This is a genomic window from Streptococcus mitis (assembly GCF_047464945.1).
Taxonomy (GTDB): domain Bacteria; phylum Bacillota; class Bacilli; order Lactobacillales; family Streptococcaceae; genus Streptococcus; species Streptococcus mitis_EA.
Window position 1 is genome coordinate 212,251 of the sequence record NZ_JASHAX010000003.1, and the last position, 18,938, is coordinate 231,188.

At 42.8% G+C, this 18,938-nt stretch carries 18 protein-coding genes and 1 riboswitch; of the genes, 12 read left to right on the forward strand and 6 right to left on the reverse strand.

Annotation, left to right across the window (positions count from 1 at the left end; all coding sequences use genetic code 11):
• The first annotated feature begins 58 nt into the window (after positions 1-58).
• From liaF to tig, 5 genes are all read left to right on the forward strand, one after another.
• Positions 59-757, forward strand: a complete 699-nt coding sequence (liaF, locus tag QM424_RS05390; RefSeq protein ID WP_414393466.1) for a cell wall-active antibiotics response protein LiaF — start codon at positions 59-61, stop codon at positions 755-757.
• Complete coding sequence (locus QM424_RS05395; protein WP_414393468.1) at positions 754-1,749, forward strand: envelope stress sensor histidine kinase LiaS; 996 nt, start codon at positions 754-756, stop codon at positions 1,747-1,749. Before liaF ends, QM424_RS05395 begins: the two co-directional genes overlap by 4 nt.
• A 13-nt stretch (positions 1,750-1,762) precedes the next feature.
• A complete protein-coding gene (locus QM424_RS05400) occupies positions 1,763-2,395 on the forward strand; it encodes a response regulator transcription factor (protein ID WP_414393471.1) in 633 nt (210 codons plus the stop codon).
• Positions 2,396-3,061: a DNA alkylation repair protein gene (locus QM424_RS05405; protein ID WP_414393473.1), complete on the forward strand. Its 666-nt coding sequence runs from the start codon at positions 2,396-2,398 to the stop codon at positions 3,059-3,061.
• 83 nt (positions 3,062-3,144) lie between these two features.
• Positions 3,145-4,428 carry a trigger factor gene (tig, locus tag QM424_RS05410; protein WP_023945612.1) on the forward strand — a complete coding sequence of 428 codons (1,284 nt, stop codon included), beginning with the start codon at positions 3,145-3,147 and terminating at the stop codon, positions 4,426-4,428.
• A 47-nt stretch (positions 4,429-4,475) separates the two neighbouring features.
• On the opposite strand, the gene recD2 is transcribed toward tig, so the two are convergent.
• From recD2 to rnhC, 3 genes are all read right to left on the reverse strand, one after another.
• A complete protein-coding gene (recD2, locus tag QM424_RS05415) occupies positions 4,476-6,842 on the reverse strand; it encodes an SF1B family DNA helicase RecD2 (protein ID WP_414393475.1) in 2,367 nt (788 codons plus the stop codon).
• A gap of 114 nt (positions 6,843-6,956) precedes the next feature.
• The gene (gene lepB, locus QM424_RS05420) at positions 6,957-7,571 is read right to left on the reverse strand and encodes a signal peptidase I (protein ID WP_414393478.1); all 615 of its coding nucleotides are present in this window, start codon (positions 7,569-7,571) and stop codon (positions 6,957-6,959) included.
• Between the two features lie 3 nt (positions 7,572-7,574).
• Positions 7,575-8,456: a ribonuclease HIII gene (rnhC, locus tag QM424_RS05425; RefSeq protein WP_414393480.1), complete on the reverse strand. Its 882-nt coding sequence runs from the start codon at positions 8,454-8,456 to the stop codon at positions 7,575-7,577.
• An 86-nt stretch (positions 8,457-8,542) separates the two neighbouring features.
• On the opposite strand from rnhC, the gene zapA reads away from it, so the two are divergent.
• From zapA to QM424_RS05455, 6 genes are all read left to right on the forward strand, one after another.
• The gene (zapA, locus tag QM424_RS05430; protein ID WP_237447233.1) at positions 8,543-8,845 is read left to right on the forward strand and encodes a cell division protein ZapA; all 303 of its coding nucleotides are present in this window, start codon (positions 8,543-8,545) and stop codon (positions 8,843-8,845) included.
• Positions 8,842-9,390 carry a CvpA family protein gene (locus QM424_RS05435; protein ID WP_000624511.1) on the forward strand — a complete coding sequence of 183 codons (549 nt, stop codon included), beginning with the start codon at positions 8,842-8,844 and terminating at the stop codon, positions 9,388-9,390. The genes zapA and QM424_RS05435 overlap by 4 nt, the downstream gene beginning before the upstream one ends.
• Positions 9,391-9,607: 217 nt before the next feature.
• On the forward strand, positions 9,608-11,944 hold the full coding sequence (locus QM424_RS05440) for an endonuclease MutS2 (RefSeq protein WP_261052888.1): 2,337 nt from the start codon (positions 9,608-9,610) through the stop codon (positions 11,942-11,944).
• A 163-nt stretch (positions 11,945-12,107) separates the two neighbouring features.
• A riboswitch (glycine riboswitch) is annotated at positions 12,108-12,196 on the forward strand.
• 90 nt (positions 12,197-12,286) lie between these two features.
• Positions 12,287-13,609, forward strand: a complete 1,323-nt coding sequence (locus QM424_RS05445) for an alanine/glycine:cation symporter family protein (protein WP_414393483.1) — start codon at positions 12,287-12,289, stop codon at positions 13,607-13,609.
• Positions 13,610-13,741: 132 nt separating this feature from the next.
• Positions 13,742-14,290: a carboxymuconolactone decarboxylase family protein gene (locus QM424_RS05450; RefSeq protein WP_000206768.1), complete on the forward strand. Its 549-nt coding sequence runs from the start codon at positions 13,742-13,744 to the stop codon at positions 14,288-14,290.
• A gap of 109 nt (positions 14,291-14,399) precedes the next feature.
• Positions 14,400-15,299 carry a TDT family transporter gene (locus QM424_RS05455; protein WP_414393486.1) on the forward strand — a complete coding sequence of 300 codons (900 nt, stop codon included), beginning with the start codon at positions 14,400-14,402 and terminating at the stop codon, positions 15,297-15,299.
• A gap of 24 nt (positions 15,300-15,323) precedes the next feature.
• Here QM424_RS05455 and serS read toward each other — a convergent pair whose 3' ends face one another.
• From serS to QM424_RS05470, 3 genes are all read right to left on the reverse strand, one after another.
• On the reverse strand, positions 15,324-16,598 hold the full coding sequence (gene serS, locus QM424_RS05460) for a serine--tRNA ligase (protein ID WP_033684219.1): 1,275 nt from the start codon (positions 16,596-16,598) through the stop codon (positions 15,324-15,326).
• Positions 16,599-16,811: 213 nt separating this feature from the next.
• Positions 16,812-17,183 (reverse strand): DUF956 family protein, encoded by a 372-nt coding sequence (locus QM424_RS05465; protein WP_414393488.1) that lies wholly within the window; start codon positions 17,181-17,183, stop codon positions 16,812-16,814.
• 2 nt (positions 17,184-17,185) lie between these two features.
• Positions 17,186-18,550, reverse strand: coding sequence for an aspartate kinase (locus QM424_RS05470; RefSeq protein WP_414393490.1), 1,365 nt, complete (start codon positions 18,548-18,550; stop codon positions 17,186-17,188).
• A 188-nt stretch (positions 18,551-18,738) separates the two neighbouring features.
• Here QM424_RS05470 and QM424_RS05475 point away from each other — a divergent pair, with 188 nt between their 5' ends.
• The gene (locus tag QM424_RS05475) at positions 18,739-18,930 is read left to right on the forward strand and encodes a hypothetical protein (RefSeq protein ID WP_101781566.1); all 192 of its coding nucleotides are present in this window, start codon (positions 18,739-18,741) and stop codon (positions 18,928-18,930) included.
• Positions 18,931-18,938 lie beyond the last annotated feature (8 nt).

An 18,938-nucleotide genomic window follows, 5' to 3' on the forward strand; every position in this document is an offset into this window, starting at 1 on the left:
TCTTCAGACCGAGGTGACTTTTTCCAATTGTGATAAAATAGAAGGAGAGGATACATGTATGAGAAAATTTAAAATCTTTTTATTTATCGAAGCCTGTCTTTTGACAGGAGCTCTGATTTTGATGGTTTCAGAGCATTTTTCGCGTTTTCTGCTGATTCTATTCCTCTTTCTGCTTTTGATTCGCTATTACGCTGGTAAAGAGGGAAATAACCTTCTTTTGATTGTGGCAACCATTCTCTTCTTTTTCATCGTTATGCTCAATCCCTTTGTGATTCTAGCTATTTTTGTTGCGGTCATATACAGCCTCTTTCTTCTTTATCCGATGATGAACCAAGAAAAAGAGCAGACCAATTTGGTGTTTGAAGAGGTGGTGACGGTTAAGAAGGAGAAAAATCGTTGGTTTGGAAATCTCCATCATTTTTCAAGTTACCAGACTTGCCAGTTTGATGATATCAATCTATTTCGCCTCATGGGCAAGGACACCATTCATCTGGAGAGGGTCATCCTAACCAATCATGACAATGTTATTATCCTCAGAAAGATGATAGGAACGACCAAAATCATTGTACCTGTAGATGTGGAAGTCAGTCTCAGCGTTAACTGTCTCTATGGGGATTTGACTTTTTTCAATCAGCCCAAGCGTGCTCTCCGCAATGAACACTATCATCAGGAAACGAGAGATTATCTCAAGAGTAACAAGAGCGTCAAGATTCTCTTGACCACTATGATTGGCGATGTGGAGGTTGTCAGAGGATGAAAAAACAAGCTTATGTAATCATTGCCCTCACCTCTGTCCTATTTGTCTTGTTTCTCTCCCACAGCTTATTGGAAATTCTTGATTTTGACTGGTCTATTTTCTTGCACGATGTCGAAAAAACAGAAAAATTTGTCTTTTTGTTGTTGGTGTTCAGCATGTCCATGACCTGTCTCCTAGCTCTGTTTTGGCGAGGTGTCGAAGAGCTTTCTCTAAGAAAAATGCAGGCTAATCTTAAGCGTTTGTTGGCAGGGCAAGAAGTGGTTCAGCTTGCAGATCCAGATTTGGATGCCAGTTTCAAGTCCTTGTCAGGTAAACTTAACCTCTTGACAGAAGCTCTTCAAAAGGCTGAAAATCACAGCCTTTCTCGGGAAGAGGAAATCATCGAGAAAGAACGGAAGCGGATTGCTCGGGATTTGCACGATACAGTCAGTCAGGAGTTGTTTGCAGCCCACATGATTTTGTCAGGTGTCAGTCAGCAGTCTTTGCAACTGGATAGAGAAAAGATGCAGACCCAGTTGCAGAGTGTCACAGCTATTTTAGAAACCGCCCAGAAGGATTTGCGGGTCTTGCTCCTGCATTTGCGACCGGTTGAATTGGAACAGAAGAGTCTGGTTGAAGGGATTCAAGTCCTCTTAAAAGAGCTTGAGGACAAGAGTGATCTCAAGGTTAGTTTTAAGCAAAATGTGACGAAATTACCTAAAAAAATCGAGGAGCATATCTTCCGTATTCTGCAAGAATTGATCAGCAATACTCTCCGCCATGCTCAGGCCTCTTGTTTGGATGTCTATCTCTATCAGACGGATCTTGAATTGCAACTGAAGGTGGTGGATAATGGGATTGGTTTCCAGTCGGGGAGCTTCGATGATTTGAGTTATGGACTCCGCAATATCAAGGAGCGGGTTGAAGATATGGCAGGAACGGTTCAGTTATTAACAGCTCCCAAGCAAGGGCTGGCAGTTGATATCCGTATTCCCTTGCTCGATAAGGAATGATAAAGGAGTAAAGATGAAAATTTTACTAGTAGATGACCATGAAATGGTCCGATTGGGCTTGAAAAGCTACTTTGACCTCCAAGACGATGTAGAAGTTGTGGGTGAAGCATCCAACGGATCTCAGGGCATTGACTTGGCCTTGGAATTACGTCCAGATGTCATTGTCATGGATATCGTCATGCCTGAGATGAATGGAATTGACGCGACCTTAGCTATCCTTAAAGAATGGCCTGATGCCAAGATTTTGATTGTGACCTCTTACTTGGACAATGAAAAAATAATGCCGGTTTTGAATGCTGGTGCTAAAGGCTATATGCTCAAGACTTCTAGTGCAGACGAACTACTCCATGCCGTTCGTAAGGTGGCTGCTGGCGAGTTGGCCATTGAGCAGGAGGTCAGCAAGAAGGTCGAATACCACCGCAATCACATAGAACTACATGAGGACCTGACTGCGCGTGAGCGAGATGTTCTCCAACTCATCGCCAAGGGCTACGAAAATCAGCGTATCGCCGACGAACTTTTTATCTCTCTCAAGACGGTCAAGACCCACGTGTCCAACATTCTTGCCAAACTTGAAGTCAGCGACCGCACCCAGGCGGCTGTCTATGCCTTTCAGCACCACTTGGTGGGGCATGAGGAGTTTTAGATGAGTCTAACAGATTTACTTGAGGAGCTAGAAGCAGCAAAAGATCCTAAAAAAGCAGGGCCTATGGAGGCCTATATGCGCCATCAATTTTCCTTTCTAGGCGTTGCGGCGCCAGAAAGAAATAAACTCTATAAAAAATACTTTCCAGAAGCGAAAAAAACAAAGATTATCGATTGGGATTTTGTAGATACTTGCTGGGAAAAAGAGTCTAGAGAATACCAGTATGTGGCTGCCAATTATTTGAAAGCAATGCAGTCTTATCTAAAGGACAGCGATTTGCCTAAGCTAGAGCGGTTGGTTGTTACCAAGTCTTGGTGGGATACGGTGGATATTCTAGATCGCGTAGTAGGGAGTTTGGTGTATGACAAGCCGGAACTGGAAAAAATAATCCTCCAATGGAGCTTGTCAGACAATATCTGGCTGAGACGAGTCGCTATTGACCACCAGTTGTTAAGAAAAGAGAAGACCAATGTTCAATTAATGGAAAAAATTCTGCTTCATAATTTGAATCAAACAGAATTCTTTATTAATAAAGCCATTGGCTGGGCTCTGAGAGACTACTCCAAAACGAATCCAGCTTGGGTAGCATGCTTCATTGAGAAAAACAAGGAAAGAATGGCTGAACTTAGTATCAAAGAAGCGAGTAAGCACCTCCCCCATCGTTGAAAAGCGCAGTCATTACTTGAAAAAAGTCGCTCGTTTATGTTATAATAGACTGTATTTAAAAAATTTTAAGGAGAAATGACAGAATGTCTGTATCATTTGAAAACAAAGAAACAAACCGTGGTGTCTTGACTTTCACTATCTCTCAAGACCAAATCAAACCAGAATTGGACCGTGTCTTCAACTCAGTGAAGAAATCTCTTAATGTTCCAGGTTTCCGTAAAGGTCACCTTCCACGCCCTATCTTCGACAAAAAATTTGGTGAAGAGTCACTTTATCAAGACGTTATGAACGCTCTTTTGCCAAATGCTTATGAAGCAGCTGTAAAAGAAGCTGGTCTTGAAGTGGTTGCTCAACCAAAAATTGACGTAACTTCAATGGAAAAAGGTCAAGACTGGGTTATCACTGCTGAAGTCGTTACAAAACCTGAAGTAAAATTGGGTGACTACAAAAACCTTGAAGTATCAGTAGATGTAGAAAAAGAAGTAACTGACGCTGACGTTGAAGAGCGTATCGAACGTGAACGCAACAACTTGGCTGAATTGGTTATCAAAGAAGCTGCTGCTGAAAATGGTGACACTGTTGTCATCGACTTCGTTGGTTCTATCGACGGTGTTGAATTTGATGGCGGAAAAGGTGAAAACTTCTCACTTGGACTTGGTTCAGGTCAATTCATCCCTGGTTTCGAAGACCAATTGGTAGGCCACTCAGCTGGCGAAACTGTTGACGTAGTTGTAACATTCCCAGAAGACTACCAAGCAGAAGATCTTGCAGGTAAAGAAGCTAAATTCGTGACAACTATCCACGAAGTAAAAGCTAAAGAAGTTCCAGCTCTTGACGATGAGCTTGCAAAAGACATCGACGAAGAAGTTGAAACACTTGCTGAATTGAAAGAAAAATACCGTAACGAATTGGCTGCTGCTAAAGAAGAAGCTTACAAAGATGCAGTAGAAGGTGCGGCAATCGATAAAGCTGTAGAAAACGCTGAAATCGTAGAACTTCCAGAAGAAATGATTCACGAAGAAGTTCACCGCTCAGTAAACGAATTCCTTGGAAACTTGCAACGTCAAGGTATCAACCCTGACATGTACTTCCAAATCACTGGAACTACTCAAGAAGACCTTCACAATCAATACCAAGCAGAAGCTGAGTCACGTACTAAGACTAACCTTGTTATCGAAGCAGTTGCCAAAGCTGAAGGGTTTGACGCTTCAGAAGAAGAAATCCAAAAAGAAGTTGAGCAATTGGCAGCAGACTACAACATGGAAGTTGCTCAAGTACAAAGCTTGCTTTCAGCTGATATGTTGAAACACGATATCACAATCAAAAAAGCTGTTGAATTGATTACAAGCACAGCAACAGTTAAATAATCTTAATAAACAAAAATCCCACCTGAATTGGTGGGTTTTCTGATGCACTATTTTCCAAAAATCTCTTTGAGGTCTGCATCTGTAATCCCAATCATAGCTGGGATGCTGTCCCAGTTTTCTTCGGTCAGGATGTAGGATTGTTCAGAGGTGCTTGATGTGGTTGTTTCAGAGACAGCTGGTTGCTTTTCTTCAACATTCTCCAGTAAATCACTGAAGCGTTCAATCAGATAGGTTTTTCGGGCAGTTCCGATGTGCTGGGTAGCATAATCAAAGGCCTGTAATTCGCCTAGTAAGATAAGCTTGCTTTTGGCACGTGTAATGGCTGTATAGATGAGATTGCGCTCCAGCATACGCCTACTAGCATTGGTGATAGGTAGGATGACAACAGGGAACTCACTTCCCTGGGACTTATGGATACTCATGGCATAGGCCAAGCGAATCTTGTACCATTCGTTACGTGGGTAAGAGACCTCATTGCCATCAAAATCAATGACAATTTCGTCTTGCTTCGACTCTGTGTATTTACCAGGAATCAGGTCTGTAATAGCTCCCAAATCTCCATTAAAGACATTGATTTCAGCATCGTTGACCAAATGAATGACCTTGTCGCCCTTACGATAGTGGCACTGAGGAGCTTCAAAACTAAGTTGATCTTTTTGTGGTGGATTGAGCAGGTCTTGCATGAGCTGATTGATAGCATCAATCCCTGCCGTCCCTCGGTACATGGGAGCCAGAACTTGGATATCACGGGCAGGGATACCACTTCTGAGGGCAGCGCCTAAGATCTTTTCAATCGTAGCTGGAATATGGCCGCTAGCAATTTCAAAGTAGGAACGGTCAGCTTTTTTCTGGGTGAAATCAGCTGGCAAGATGCCCTGTCGAATTTGACTAGCTAGGGTAACGATGGTTGATTCTTCGCTTTGCCGGTAAATTTTTTCCAAGCGAGTCTGAGGAATCAGGGGAATATGAAGCAGATCCGCTAGAACCTGTCCAGGGCTGACAGACGGTAGCTGATCGCTATCTCCCACGATGAGAATTTTACTGTTAGAAGAGATGTTGGAGAAGAGTTGATTGGCCAGCCAAGTATCCACCATGGAGAATTCATCTACGATGATAAAGTCGGCATCCAGATAATCTTCCAGATGACTGGTATCATCGTCACCTGTCATTCCTAAATGTCGGTGTATGGTCGCGCTAGGCAAACCTGTCAATTCATTCATGCGGCGAGCTGCTCGTCCAGTTGGAGCAGCAAGAAGAATAGGTAGGTTGCTTTTTTTCCTGAGGTCAAGTCCTTCTAAAAGGGCGTAAACAGCGATGATACCATTGATAACCGTTGTCTTACCAGTACCAGGTCCACCTGTCAGAATAAAGACCTTGTTCTGGATAGCATCACAGATAGCTTGTTTTTGAATGCTATCATACTCAATCTCCAGATCTTTTTCGACAGTAGCGATATGTTTTTGAATGGTTTCTAAATCATGACTCTTCTGTTTTCCTTTTTCAAGGATACGAACCAAGTGACTGCGAATGCCTTCCTCAGCGAAAAAGAGGCTGTTGTCAAAAATCTTGGTATCAACCTGCTGAACCTTGTCTTCTTCGATCAGGTAGGAGAGCTCTTGGGCCACTTGGCTGGGATCCAGTTCCACGGGGCGAGAAGACTCAAGGAGAGTAAGGGTTTGTTCTAGCAAATCCCGTGCTTCAACATAGGTGTCCCCTGTTTCCATACAGGTCTGAAAAAGACTATGAACTAGACCGGCGCGGAAGCGTTCAGGAGCCTGACTTTCGATACCTAGTTCTTCCGCTAATTGGTCAGCAATGGTAAAGCCCAAACCCTTGATATCCTCAACCAGCTGGTAGGGATAATTTTCAACCACATCAAGGGTTTCTTCCTTGTAAAAATCTTGAATCTGGAAGGCTAGTTTATTGGGAATGCCGTAGTTGGCCAGTTTGGCTAAAACCATCTCCGTTCCGTAGTTGAGACGGAGGGTGGAGACGAAAGCCTCGCGATTTTTGGCAGAGAGTCCTGAGATGCCTTCTAGCTTTTCTGGGTGTTGCAGAATTTCGTCAATGGTATTATCGCCATAGGTATCCACGATTTTCTGAGCTGTCTTGAGACCAATTCCTTTGAAATGGCTACTTGAAAAGTATTTGACAAGCCCTTTGCTAGTTGGTTTTGCGCGTTCATAACGGCTGATTTGCAGCTGCTCCCCGTACTTGGAGTGCTGGACAATTTGTCCCCAAAAAGTATAGTCTTCTCCCTCAATCACGTCAGCCATGGTGCCCGTGACAATGATTTCAAAATCATCAAAATCCTCTGCGTCTGTATCGTCGATTTCTAGGAGAAGGATGCGATAAAAATTGCTGGGATTTTCAAAAATAATCCGTTCAATGGTTCCTGAAAAATAAACTTCCATAAAATTCCTTTGCATGAATAGGTGAGAGTTGGGGGATATTATAGTCAATAAATAATCATCTTCTCACGATAGAAGAAGAGGCTGAGATTGGTGATTCTCGGCCTCTTAGGTCTCTTAAAATGTTCCGATACGGGTGATTGGCCAGAAGCGGAATTTAGCTTCCCCTGTGATATCTTTTGCTTTAAAGGTACCTACGTGGCGGCTGTCGCTAGAAACCAAACGGTCATCTCCGAGGAGAAGGTATTCTCCTTCTGGGACAGTAAAGCTAAAGTTGGTGTTGTAGTTGACATCAACTGTGAAGGCTTGGGCTTTTTGAGCGATACTTCTAAAGAAAGTTCCTTTATTTCCTTCAAATCCCTTGCCTGAGTAGGTACTTTGGAGTTTGTCATCCTTGAAGCGTTTGATATAATCAGCTAGGTAAGGTTCATCTGTCTCTTTGTCATTGATGTAAAGTTTATCGTTTTCGTAACGGATGGTGTCGCCAGGTATTCCGATGACACGTTTGACAATGTCCTTATTGCCATCTTCCTCATGGGCCACCACGATATCAAAACGGTCAATAGGGAGGTGTTTGACAACAAAAAGAATTTCGCCATCCGCTAGGGTAGGATCCATGGAATGCCCTTCTACGCGGACATTACTCCAAAAAAAGATACGACTTAAAGCTAGTAATGACAGAATCAGGAGGAACAATCCCCACTCTTTTAGGAAACTTTTAAATGAATTCATAACTTACCTTTCTAAGCGTTTTTTAGCTTTTTCAGTATTTTTAAAGTGCAATTTGGCGCAGAAATTGAGTCCCTGCATACCATAGGCTTGTAAAATCTGGCTAGCCACCTTGTCAGAAGCCGTTCCAGCTCCACTTGGAAGTTGATAGCCCAGTTCTCGTCCCAGATTTTCTAGATTTTCCAGAAAGAGATCACGCGCAATGACAGAAGAAACTGCGACAGCCAAGTATTTGCCCTCAGCCTTTTCTTCTAAGCTGATAGGATTGCTGAAACGATTGGCCTCTTGTGCCAAGTACTTGTCATAATTTTTAGCACTGGTAAAGGCATCAATCACAATTTTCTCAGGCTGAACACCTTTTTGAAGGAGGAGATAGATAGCCTGATTATGGAGGGCTACTTTAACCGAAACAGCATTGTAGCGGTCTCCGATGACCTCGTTGTACTTGCTTGGTGAGAGAAGCAGTGCCTGGTGCTGGATTTTTTCCTTGAGAATAGGGGCAATCTGACGGATCTTTTGGTCGGTCAGAGTCTTAGAATCCCCCACACCGAGTTTTCTCAAGAAGTCATGCTGGTCAGGTGTGACAAAGGAAGCCACAACTGCAAGTCCACCAAAGTAGGAACCATTTCCCACCTCATCTGTCCCAATTAAAGGGAAATTTTGTCCGCTGGTTTCCTCTACAACTTGATAGCCAAAGAAACGAGCGTATTTCTCAGCTCCTTCACCCTGAAGCAAGACCTTTCCAGAAGTATAGATAGAAGCCGTTGCTTGAGGTAGTCGCAAAAAGTAGCGAATATAGGGATTCTTGCTGGGAGCCAGACTGGTTTGATAGTGTTCAAGAAAAGCCTGAATCTCCTTTTCACTTGGTGTGAGTGTTATACTTGCCATAGTTTCTATTGTATCATAAAAGCAGGCAAATTTGTAAAAACTGACAAAATTAGCGAATTTTGGTATAATATCGTGAGGTGAATTTTATGGCAAATCTAAATCGATTCAAATTTACATTCGGGAAAAAATCATTAACCTTGACAAGCGAGCATGATAACCTTTTTATGGAGGAGATTGCCAAGGTTGCGACAGAAAAATACCAAGCAATTAAAGAACAAATGCCTAGTGCAGACGATGAAACAATCGCTCTTTTGTTGGCAGTCAACTGTTTGTCAACTCAGCTCAGCCGTGAGATTGAATTTGACGATAAGGAGCAAGAGTTAGAAGAACTCCGTCACAAGCTTGTGACTTGCAAGCAAGAACAGAGCAAGATTGAGGATCCCTTATGATTTCACTCCTTCTTCTATTGGTCTTGGCTTGGGGATTTTATATCGGCTATCGGAGAGGCCTGCTCTTACAGGTTTATTACCTGATTTCAGCCATGGCATCGGCTTTTATGGCTGGCCAGTTTTACAAGGGGCTGGGAGAGCAATTCCATTTATTGCTCCCTTATGCAAATCCGCAGGAAGGTCAGGGAACCTTCTTCTTCCCATCGGATCAACTTTTCCAGTTGGATAAGGTCTTTTACGCAGGTATCGGCTACTTGCTTGTGTTTGGGATTGTCTATAGCATCGGTCGTTTGCTTGGTCTCCTATTACACTTACTTCCTAGTAAAAAACTGGGTGGCAAGTTGTTCCAAGTTTCAGCAGGTATCTTGTCTATGTTGGTGACCTTATTTGTCTTGCAAATGGCCTTGACCATCTTGGCGACCATTCCCATGGCAGCTATTCAAAATCCTCTTGAAAAGAGTATCGTCGCAAAACACATCATCCAGAGCATACCGGTAACAACCAGTTGGCTCAAACAAATCTGGGTGACAAATTTAATCGGATAAAAAGGGCAGGAGTTTTCCTAGCCCTTTGTTTACAGATTGACTAGAATCTATCAGAATGTAAAAAGCTAATACTCTTCGAAAATCTCTTCAAACCACGTCAGCTTCCATCTGCAACCTCAAAACACTGTTTTGAGCAACCTGTGGCTAGCTTCCTAGTTTGCTTTTTGATTTTCATTGAGTATAATACACCTAGATATTCAAAGACAAGGAAATAAAGATGAACAAGAAAATATTAGAAACATTAGAGTTCAATAAGGTTAAGGCCTTGTTTGAACCTCATTTGTTGACCGAGCAGGGCTTGGAGCAATTGAGACAGCTGGCTCCGACTGCCAAAGCGGATAAAATCAAACAGGCTTTTGCTGAGATGAAGGAGATGCAGGATCTCTTTGTCGAGCAACCGCATTTTACCATTCTCGCAACTAAGGAAATCGCAGGAGTCTGCAAGCGTTTGGAGATGGGCGCAGACCTCAATATTGAGGAGTTCCTCCTCTTGAAGCGCGTGCTTCTGTCTAGCCGAGAGCTGCAAAGTTTTTACGACAATCTGGAAAATGTTAGCTTGGAAGAATTAGCTCTTTGGTTTGAGAAATTACATGATTTTCCGCAATTACAAGGAAATCTCCAAGCCTTTAATGATGCAGGTTTCATTGAAAATTTTGCCAGTGAAGAATTAGCGCGCATCCGTCGAAAAATCCATGATAGCGAGAGTCAGGTACGCGATGTTTTACAGGACCTGCTCAAGCAAAAAGCGCAGATGTTGACAGAAGGGATTGTTGCCAGCAGAAATGGCCGTCAGGTTTTACCAGTCAAAAACACCTACCGCAATAAGATTGCAGGTGTCGTTCATGATATTTCTGCTAGTGGAAATACCGTCTATATCGAACCCCGTGAGGTGGTCAAACTGAGCGAAGAAATTGCCAGTTTGCGAGCAGATGAGCGCTATGAAATGCTTCGCATTCTCCAAGAAATTTCTGAGCGTGTTCGCCCTCATGCGGCTGAGATTGCCAATGATGCTTGGATTATCGGTCATCTGGACTTGATTCGTGCCAAGGTTCGCTTTATCCAAGAAAGGCAAGCAGTCGTACCTCAGCTGTCAGAAAATCAAGAAATTCAACTGCTCCATGTCTGCCATCCTTTGGTCAAAAATGCCGTCGCAAATGATGTCCATTTTGGCCAAGATTTAACAGCCATTGTCATTACAGGTCCCAATACTGGTGGTAAGACCATCATGCTCAAAACTCTGGGCTTGACGCAGATTATGGCTCAGTCCGGTTTGCCGATTTTAGCAGATAAGGGAAGTCGTGTTGGTATTTTTGAAGAAATCTTTGCTGATATTGGCGATGAGCAATCTATTGAACAGAGTTTGTCTACTTTCTCTAGCCACATGACCAATATTGTGGATATTCTTGGCAAGGTCAACCAACATTCACTCTTACTCTTGGATGAGTTGGGGGCTGGTACAGACCCTCAAGAGGGAGCTGCCCTTGCCATGGCTATTCTGGAGGACCTTCGCCTGCGTCAAGTCAAGACTATGGCGACAACCCACTATCCAGAACTCAAGGCTTACGGTATTGAGACAGCCTTTGTGCAAAATGCCAGCATGGAGTTTGATACTGCAACTCTTCGCCCGACCTATCGCTTTATGCAGGGAGTTCCTGGCCGAAGCAATGCCTTTGAGATTGCCAAACGTCTAGGCCTATCTGAAGTTATCGTAGGGGATGCCAGTCAGCAGGTCAATCAGGACAATGATGTCAACCGGATTATTGAGCAACTGGAAGAGCAGACGCTGGAAAGTCGTAAACGCTTGGACAATATCCGTGAGGTGGAGCAAGAAAATCTCAAGATGAACCGTGCTCTCAAAAAACTTTACAACGAGCTCAATCGTGAAAAGGAAACCGAGCTTAACAAGGCGCGTGAACAGGCTGCTGAGATTGTGGACATGGCCCTCAGTGAAAGTGACCAGATTCTTAAAAATCTCCACAGTAAATCTCAACTCAAGCCCCACGAAATCATTGAAGCCAAGGCCAAGCTGAAAAAATTAGCTCCTGAAAAAGTAGATTTGTCTAAAAATAAGGTTCTTCAAAAGGCCAAGAAAAAACGTGCTCCAAAGGTGGGAGATGATATCGTTGTTCTCAGTTATGGACAGCGTGGTACCTTGACCAGTCAACTTAAGGATGGTCGCTGGGAAGCACAAGTCGGTTTAATCAAGATGACCTTGGAAGAGAAAGAATTTGACCTCGTTCAGGCTCAGCAAGAAAAGCAAGTTAAGAAGAAACAAGTCAATGTTGTGAAACGGACTTCTGGTCGTGGTCCACAAGCCAGACTGGATCTTCGAGGCAAACGTTATGAAGAGGCTATGAATGAGCTAGATGCCTTTATCGACCAAGCCCTGCTTAACAATATGGCGCAAGTCGATATCATCCATGGTATCGGTACAGGTGTCATCCGTGAAGGAGTCACCAAATACCTACAAAGAAACAAGCATGTCAAGAGTTTCGGCTATGCCCCGCAAAATGCTGGGGGCAGTGGTGCAACTATTGTGACTTTTAAAGGATAGAAGTATTCCGGGATTTACACAGTAAAAACTGTTGAATTAAGTTTTACTAATAAACACATTGACAAAAACCAACATTTTTTGTAAAATAAGAATCAATTAAATACCAACACCGAATGAAGTTTAATAGAAGTGGAGAATTGTTTGATTTTCCATGACTGTAAATGGACGGAACTCTGGAGAGACCGTAAAGGCACCGAAGGGGCAAGGCAGGTAACTGCTCAAACTCTCAGGTAAAAGGACAGAGCTAGGATAGACCGCTTTTTAGCATTTATCTAAGCATTCCAGAGTACATGTATCTTGCATGTGCTCTTTCTTTTGGGGTTGAAAAGATAGGAGAAGGAAATGTTAGAATTGCTTAAATCAATTGATGCTTTTGCTTGGGGCCCACCCCTCTTGATTTTATTGGTCGGAACAGGGATTTACCTAACTGCCCGTCTAGGCCTCTTGCAGGTTTTGCGTCTGCCCAAGGCCTTCCAGCTTATTTTTACCAAGGATAAGGGGCATGGAGATGTATCCAGCTTTGCGGCCTTGTGTACAGCCCTAGCAGCGACAGTTGGTACGGGAAATATTATCGGGGTGGCGACGGCTATCAAGGTTGGTGGACCAGGAGCTCTCTTTTGGATGTGGATGGCTGCTTTCTTTGGAATGGCTACTAAGTATGCGGAGGGACTGTTAGCTATCAAATACCGCACCAAGGATGACCATGGTGCAGTGGCGGGAGGTCCCATGCACTATATTCTTCTAGGGATGGGAGAAAAGTGGCGTCCCCTTGCTATCTTCTTTGCCCTGGCAGGTGTGCTAGTAGCTTTATTGGGAATCGGAACCTTCACTCAAGTTAACTCGATTACTGAATCTATCCAGAATACAACGACTATTTCGCCAGCTATCACGGCTCTTGTGTTGTCTGTCTTTGTAGCGATTGCTGTCTTTGGCGGACTCAAGTCCATTTCAAAGGTTTCAACTACTGTGGTTCCTTTTATGGCTATCATTTATATTTTGGGAACTCTTACAGTAATTTTCTTTAATATTGGAAAAATTCCTGCCACAATCGCTTTAATCTTGACATCGGCTTTTAGTCCAGTTGCTGCGGTAGGTGGATTTGCCGGTGCTAGCATTCGGATGGCTATTCAAAATGGTGTGGCGCGTGGTGTGTTCTCAAACGAATCTGGTCTGGGTTCTGCTCCCATTGCAGCGGCTGCGGCTAAGACAAATGAACCAGTAGAGCAAGGCTTGATTTCCATGACTGGAACCTTTATTGACACTCTCATTATCTGTACTCTGACTGGTTTGACCATCTTGGTAACTGGTGTTTGGAGTGGTGATTTGAATGGGGTTGCCTTGACTCAGTCAGCCTTCTCAACAGTCTTTTCACACTTTGGACCTGCCCTTTTGACCATCTTCCTTGTGCTCTTTGCCTTTACAACGATTCTAGGTTGGAACTATTACGGAGAACGCTGTTTCGAGTTTCTCTTTGGGGTTCGCTTTATCTGGCTCTACCGTGTGGTCTTTGTACTCATGGTCTTGTTGGGAGGATTTATCGAGTTGGATATGGTTTGGATTATCGCAGATATTGTCAATGCCTTGATGGCTCTGCCGAACTTGATTGCCCTCTTAGTTTTATCTCCAGTCATTATTGCTGAGACTAAAAAGTATTTTAATAAATAATGGAATCACACATCGCGTGTGATTTTTTTGCTTTCATAAAAAATTTCTATCAGTGTAATTTAAAATATATATTATACACGACATAGAATCTGTGATAGACTAGATTTCAACAACATGAAAAGAGGTTTTATGATGACAACATTTACCATCCATACAGTCGAATCAGCGCCAGCAGAAGTGAAAGAGGTTCTTGAAACAGTAGAAAAAGATAACAATGGCTATATTCCTAACCTAATTGGTCTCTTGGCTAATGCACCTACTGCCTTAGAAGCCTACAGAACTGTCGGAGCCATCAACCGTCGCAACAGCCTGACACCTGTTGAGCGTGAAGTAGTGCAAATCACGGCAGCAGTAACTAATGGTTGTGCCTTCTGCGTCGCAGGTCACACAGCCTTTTCAATAAAACAAATCCAGATGAATGATGATCTTCTACAAGCTCTTCGTAATCGTACTCCAATTGAAACAGATCCTAAATTGGACACTCTGGCTAAGTTTACCTTGGCAGTTATCAATACCAAGGGTCGTGTAGGAGATGAAGCCTTGGCTGAGTTTTTAGAAGCTGGTTACACCCAACAAAATGCCTTGGATGTGGTTCTTGGTGTCAGCCTAGCAAGCCTCTGTAACTATGCCAATAACCTAGCCAATACACCAATTAACCCAGAATTGCAACCTTATGCCTAATTCATATCTGAGTAAAATGAAGTCTGAAATAATCGGACTTCGTTTTTTTAAGTCCTCATTTAAGCGCTTTTATGCTATACTGAAACTAACATGATTATTGGAGGTTAGGATGAAAAAACTCCCCTTAGTATTTTCTGGTTGTTTGCTAGGTTTGGCAGGAGCTGGAAATCTCGTTTTAGATATGTTGCCAGTTCTGTCACATCTATTTAGTCTGACTGGCTTGGTTTTGTGGATTTACTTTCTAATTCTGCATATGTTTAATTGGAAGGAAACCAAGCAAGAATTGACCAAGCCCCCTCTTTTGTCAGGGATGGCCACTTTTCCTATGGCTGGGATGATTTTATCTACCTATGTTTTTCGCGTCTTCCCTCATCTTCCTTTGGTAGCGCAAGGGCTCTGGTGGTTTTCATTTATCTTGGATTTGGCCTTGATTGCTGGTTTTACAGTTAAATTTGCCTGTCCAGGTAAGAGAGTCAATGCGACACCGAGCTGGACGGTTCTCTATGTGGGGATAGCGGTGGCTGCCTTGACCTATCCTCTTGTAGGCATTATCGAAATTGCCTATGCAACCTTGAGTTTTGGTTTTCTCCTAACCTTCTATCTTTATCCCCTTATTTATAGCGATTTAAAGAAACATCCTCTCCCATTAGCCTTGCTTGGCCAAGAAGGAATCTACTGTGCTCCCTTCTCTCTACTCTTGGCTTCTCTAGTTCGAGTTGGAGGAGCCAACCTACCGACTTGGCTCTTAATCGTCATGATTTTGGCTTCTCAATCCTTCTTTTTCTTTGTTTTAACTCGCCTACCCAATATTTTAAAACAAGGCTTTCAACCAGCTTTCTCAGCCCTCACTTTCCCAACCATTATTACAGCTACTTCTCTCAAGATGGCTCAAGGAATCTTGAAACTTCCATTTCTGGATTATTTGGTAGTGGCTGAAACCGTTATATGCCTAACTATTTTATTCTTTGTCTTGGGTGCTTATCTGATTTGGTTACGAAAAAAGGTCTAGCTAGAAATAGCTAAACCTTATTTTTTATGGTTTGATAACTTCAGCTCCACCCATATATGGACGAAGTGCTTCTGGAATGGTTACAGAACCATCTGCGTTTTGGTAGTTTTCAAGAATAGCAGCCACTGTACGTCCAACTGCAAGTCCAGAACCGTTCAAGGTGTGGAGCAATTTAACCTTGCCATCTGCTTCATCACGGTAACGAATTTGAGCGCGACGGGCTTGGAAATCTTCTGTGTTTGAACAGCTTGAGATTTCACGGTAGGTATTTTGTGCTGGAATCCAAACTTCCAAGTCGTAAGTCTTAGCAGCTGAGAAGCCCATATCTCCAGTAGAAAGCGCAACGACACGGTATGGAAGGTTGAGTTTTTGAAGGATATTTTCAGCGTTGGCTGTCATTTTTTCCAATTCTTCGTAAGATTCTTCTGGTTTGGCAAATTTAACCATTTCAACCTTGTGGAATTGGTGCAAACGGATCAAGCCACGAGTATCACGACCAGCAGAACCAGCCTCAGAACGGAATGAAGGGCTCATAGCAGTGAAGTAGATTGGCAGGTCTTTACCGTCAAGAATTTCATCACGGTAGTAGTTTGTTAGAGGAACTTCAGCTGTAGGAATAAGGACATAATTGCTGTCGCTGAGTTCAAAAGTATCTTCCTTGAATTTTGGATATTGACCAGTACCAAACATAGAATCATGGTTAACCATGTAAGGAGTGATGACTTCAGTATAGCCTTCTTTACCATGTTCATCCAACATAAAGTTGTAGATAGCACGTTCCAAACGAGCACCGAGGCCTTTATAGAAGAGGAAGCGAGCGCCCGTAACTTTACCACCGCGTTCCCAGTCAAGGATACCCAAGTCTTCACCAAGATCCCAGTGAGCTTTAGGTTCGAAGTCAAATTCGCGTGGAGTACCCCAACGGCGAACTTCCACATTGTCATCTTCATCAGCCCCAACAGGAACACTGTCAGCTGGAATGTTTGGAAGAGTAGTGGTAAATTCTGTCAATTTAGCATCGATTTCTGCCAATTCAGCATCCAAGGCTTTGACTTCAGCAGATAGATTTTGCATGGCAGCAATCTTGTCATCTGCATTTTCCTTGTTGCGTTTGGCTTGAGCAATCTCAGCTGAAACTGTGTTACGTTCTGCTTTTAAAGTTTCAACCTTGACCAAAATGTCACGACGTTTAGCATCGATTTCTTTCATCTCATTCAAGACAGCAGCATCTACACCACGTGTAGCTAATTTTTCTGCGACAGCATCAAAGTCTGTACGAATACGTTTGATATCTAACATAAGAACTCCTTTATGAAAAAAGCACACCTGACAAAGCGTTGGAGTGGCAGGGCCACGGTTCCATCCAACTTCACAGGTGTGCACTTGATTGTATATGTAATTGTTACTAACGGTAGAATTTCACCTATCCCTCCTATCTGCTCGCAGCACCCGCAGACTTTCTGAAAGAAGAAGATAACCTACTTATCCGTTGCTATGATTATACTAAAGTTTCTACTTTTTTGCAAATAGATTTTTAAATTTTTGGATAATTGTCTGAATCAGGGTAGGAAGTTTGACGACCTTGTCATTGCCCAGTTTTTCGCGTGCAATTTTGAGAATGGCACCTGAATCTTTTGAAGCAAAGAGGAATTTTCCTCTGTCTGTAAAGACTTCGAAGTGGCGACTGATTTTGCGACCAGAAACGTTAGCTCCAATTTGGTTGATATGGCTCCAAGGAATCTGGATAAATTGTTCAACATTGACATCTGGGTAAAATTCTAGAGCCTGATCTCCGACAAGAAATTTCCCAACTTTCCCAGCTATAGAGAGGTAGGAAGTGCCTGTGGTATTGAGAAGCACTGTTTTGTTAAGAGATTGGGCCATGTCTAGTCTTCCTTACTTTCGCCGAAAAAGGCATTGTAGAGGGCTTTGATAGCTGCTTTCTCTTGGTCTTTATTTACAACGAACATGATAGAAACTTCACTAGAACCTTGAGACATCATCTGGATGTTGATCTTGTTTTCAGATAGAGCGCGAGTTGCAGTAGCAGTCACTCCAATGTGACTCTTCATCTTTTCTCCAACAATCATAATGATTGAAAGGTCGTGTTCGATTTCTGCATGGTCTACTTCAGCCTTTTGCACCAACTGACGCAGGATTTCTTCTTCCTTGATAGGAGTTAGTTCGCGAGAACGGAGGATGATTGAAAGATCGTCAATACCTGTTGGCATATGTTCCCAACCGATGTTAAGATCTTCAAGGATTTGTAGAACCTTGCGTCCAAATCCAACCTCGCGGTTCATGAGGTATTTAGACATGTTGATGCTGACAAAGCCAGAGTCACCAGCAATTCCCACAACTGGGAACTTGTCACTACTATGTTTTAGAACGATACGAGTACCTGGATGGTCAGGGTTGTTGGTATTCTTGATAACGAGAGGAATTTTTCCGCGGTAGGCAGGTAGAAGGGCTTCGTCATGAAGGACTGAGAAACCTGCATAGGCCAACTCACGCATTTCACGATAGGTTAACTCAGGAATCGAGTGTGGTTGGTGGATAATACCAGGGTGGGCTGCAAAGATACCATCAACGTCCGTAAAGTTTTCATAGAGGTCAGCTTTGACACCAGCAGCAATGATTGAACCAGTGATATCAGAGCCGCCACGTGAGAAGGTACAGATTTGATTTTCCTTAGTAACACCAAAGAAACCAGGAATGACAAGGACTTCATTTGCATTTGTCAATTCTTCAATCTTGTCATAACTTGATGGAATGATGCGAGCGTGACCAGGTTCACTTGTGACTACAATACCCGCTTCTCTAGGGTGCACATAGCGTGCATCAATACCATTTTGGTTAAAATAGGCAGCAATCAATTTAGCATTGTTATTTTCACCGGCTGCTAGGAAGGTATCGTAGAGAAATTCATTTTCTTCGATAGGAAGAGTGGCCAAGGCGCGAATGCTTTTAGAGATTTTTTCTAAAACAGCTGGTTTCAGTCCCAATTCGCTAACCATAGCAGCATAGCGGTCGATAATCCAGCTTTGGCTCTTGCTAATATCGTTACCAGCAACATAGTCACGGTAGTATTTAATCAAGGCATCCGTAACCTTAGTATCTTCGGCATTGCGTTTACCAGGCGCAGAAACAACTACAAAACGGCGCTCTTTATCGCTTTTGACGATGTTTAAAACTTTTTCTAATTGACCAGCAGAGGCAAGAGAGCTACCTCCAAATTTAACAACTTTCATAAGAACTCCTAAAGTAAGTATTTTATACGATTATAGCAGAAAGAAAGCCTTTTTTCAATGAAGAAAATAAGATGCTTTCTAGTTATAAAGCGAGCCTTTCTAATCGGCTGAGACACTTTCAGTTGATTTTTTCTTGCTTTCGAGTTTTAAAAAAGATATACTTTGAAAATAAAATAATTTAATACTCAATGAAAATCAAAGAGCAAACTAGGAAGCTAGCCGTAGACTGCTCAAAGCACTGCTTTGAGGTTGTAAATAAGACTGACGAAGTCAGCTCAAAACACTGTTTTGAGGTTGTGGATAGAACTGACGAAGTCAGTAACCATACCTACGGCAAGGCGAAGCTGACGTGGTTTGAATTTGATTTTCGAAGAGTATAAACTGCTTA

Excerpts from the sequence above, each read along its gene's own strand:
- QM424_RS05445 (WP_414393483.1), top strand. The coding sequence starts at position 12,287 with ATGTTAGAATTGCTTAAATCAATTGATGCTTTTGCTTGGGGCCCACCC.
- QM424_RS05435 (WP_000624511.1), top strand. The coding sequence starts at position 8,842 with ATGATTTCACTCCTTCTTCTATTGGTCTTGGCTTGGGGATTTTATATC.
- tig (WP_023945612.1), top strand. The coding sequence starts at position 3,145 with ATGTCTGTATCATTTGAAAACAAAGAAACAAACCGTGGTGTCTTGACT.
- lepB (WP_414393478.1), bottom strand. The coding sequence starts at position 7,571 with ATGAATTCATTTAAAAGTTTCCTAAAAGAGTGGGGATTGTTCCTCCTG.
- QM424_RS05455 (WP_414393486.1), top strand. The coding sequence starts at position 14,400 with ATGAAAAAACTCCCCTTAGTATTTTCTGGTTGTTTGCTAGGTTTGGCA.
- rnhC (WP_414393480.1), bottom strand. The coding sequence starts at position 8,456 with ATGGCAAGTATAACACTCACACCAAGTGAAAAGGAGATTCAGGCTTTT.
- zapA (WP_237447233.1), top strand. The coding sequence starts at position 8,543 with ATGGCAAATCTAAATCGATTCAAATTTACATTCGGGAAAAAATCATTA.
- QM424_RS05470 (WP_414393490.1), bottom strand. The coding sequence starts at position 18,550 with ATGAAAGTTGTTAAATTTGGAGGTAGCTCTCTTGCCTCTGCTGGTCAA.
- QM424_RS05475 (WP_101781566.1), top strand. The coding sequence starts at position 18,739 with ATGAAAATCAAAGAGCAAACTAGGAAGCTAGCCGTAGACTGCTCAAAG.
- QM424_RS05395 (WP_414393468.1), top strand. The coding sequence starts at position 754 with ATGAAAAAACAAGCTTATGTAATCATTGCCCTCACCTCTGTCCTATTT.
- QM424_RS05450 (WP_000206768.1), top strand. The coding sequence starts at position 13,742 with ATGACAACATTTACCATCCATACAGTCGAATCAGCGCCAGCAGAAGTG.
- QM424_RS05405 (WP_414393473.1), top strand. The coding sequence starts at position 2,396 with ATGAGTCTAACAGATTTACTTGAGGAGCTAGAAGCAGCAAAAGATCCT.
- recD2 (WP_414393475.1), bottom strand. The coding sequence starts at position 6,842 with ATGGAAGTTTATTTTTCAGGAACCATTGAACGGATTATTTTTGAAAAT.
- QM424_RS05465 (WP_414393488.1), bottom strand. The coding sequence starts at position 17,183 with ATGGCCCAATCTCTTAACAAAACAGTGCTTCTCAATACCACAGGCACT.
- serS (WP_033684219.1), bottom strand. The coding sequence starts at position 16,598 with ATGTTAGATATCAAACGTATTCGTACAGACTTTGATGCTGTCGCAGAA.
- liaF (WP_414393466.1), top strand. The coding sequence starts at position 59 with ATGAGAAAATTTAAAATCTTTTTATTTATCGAAGCCTGTCTTTTGACA.
- QM424_RS05440 (WP_261052888.1), top strand. The coding sequence starts at position 9,608 with ATGAACAAGAAAATATTAGAAACATTAGAGTTCAATAAGGTTAAGGCC.
- QM424_RS05400 (WP_414393471.1), top strand. The coding sequence starts at position 1,763 with ATGAAAATTTTACTAGTAGATGACCATGAAATGGTCCGATTGGGCTTG.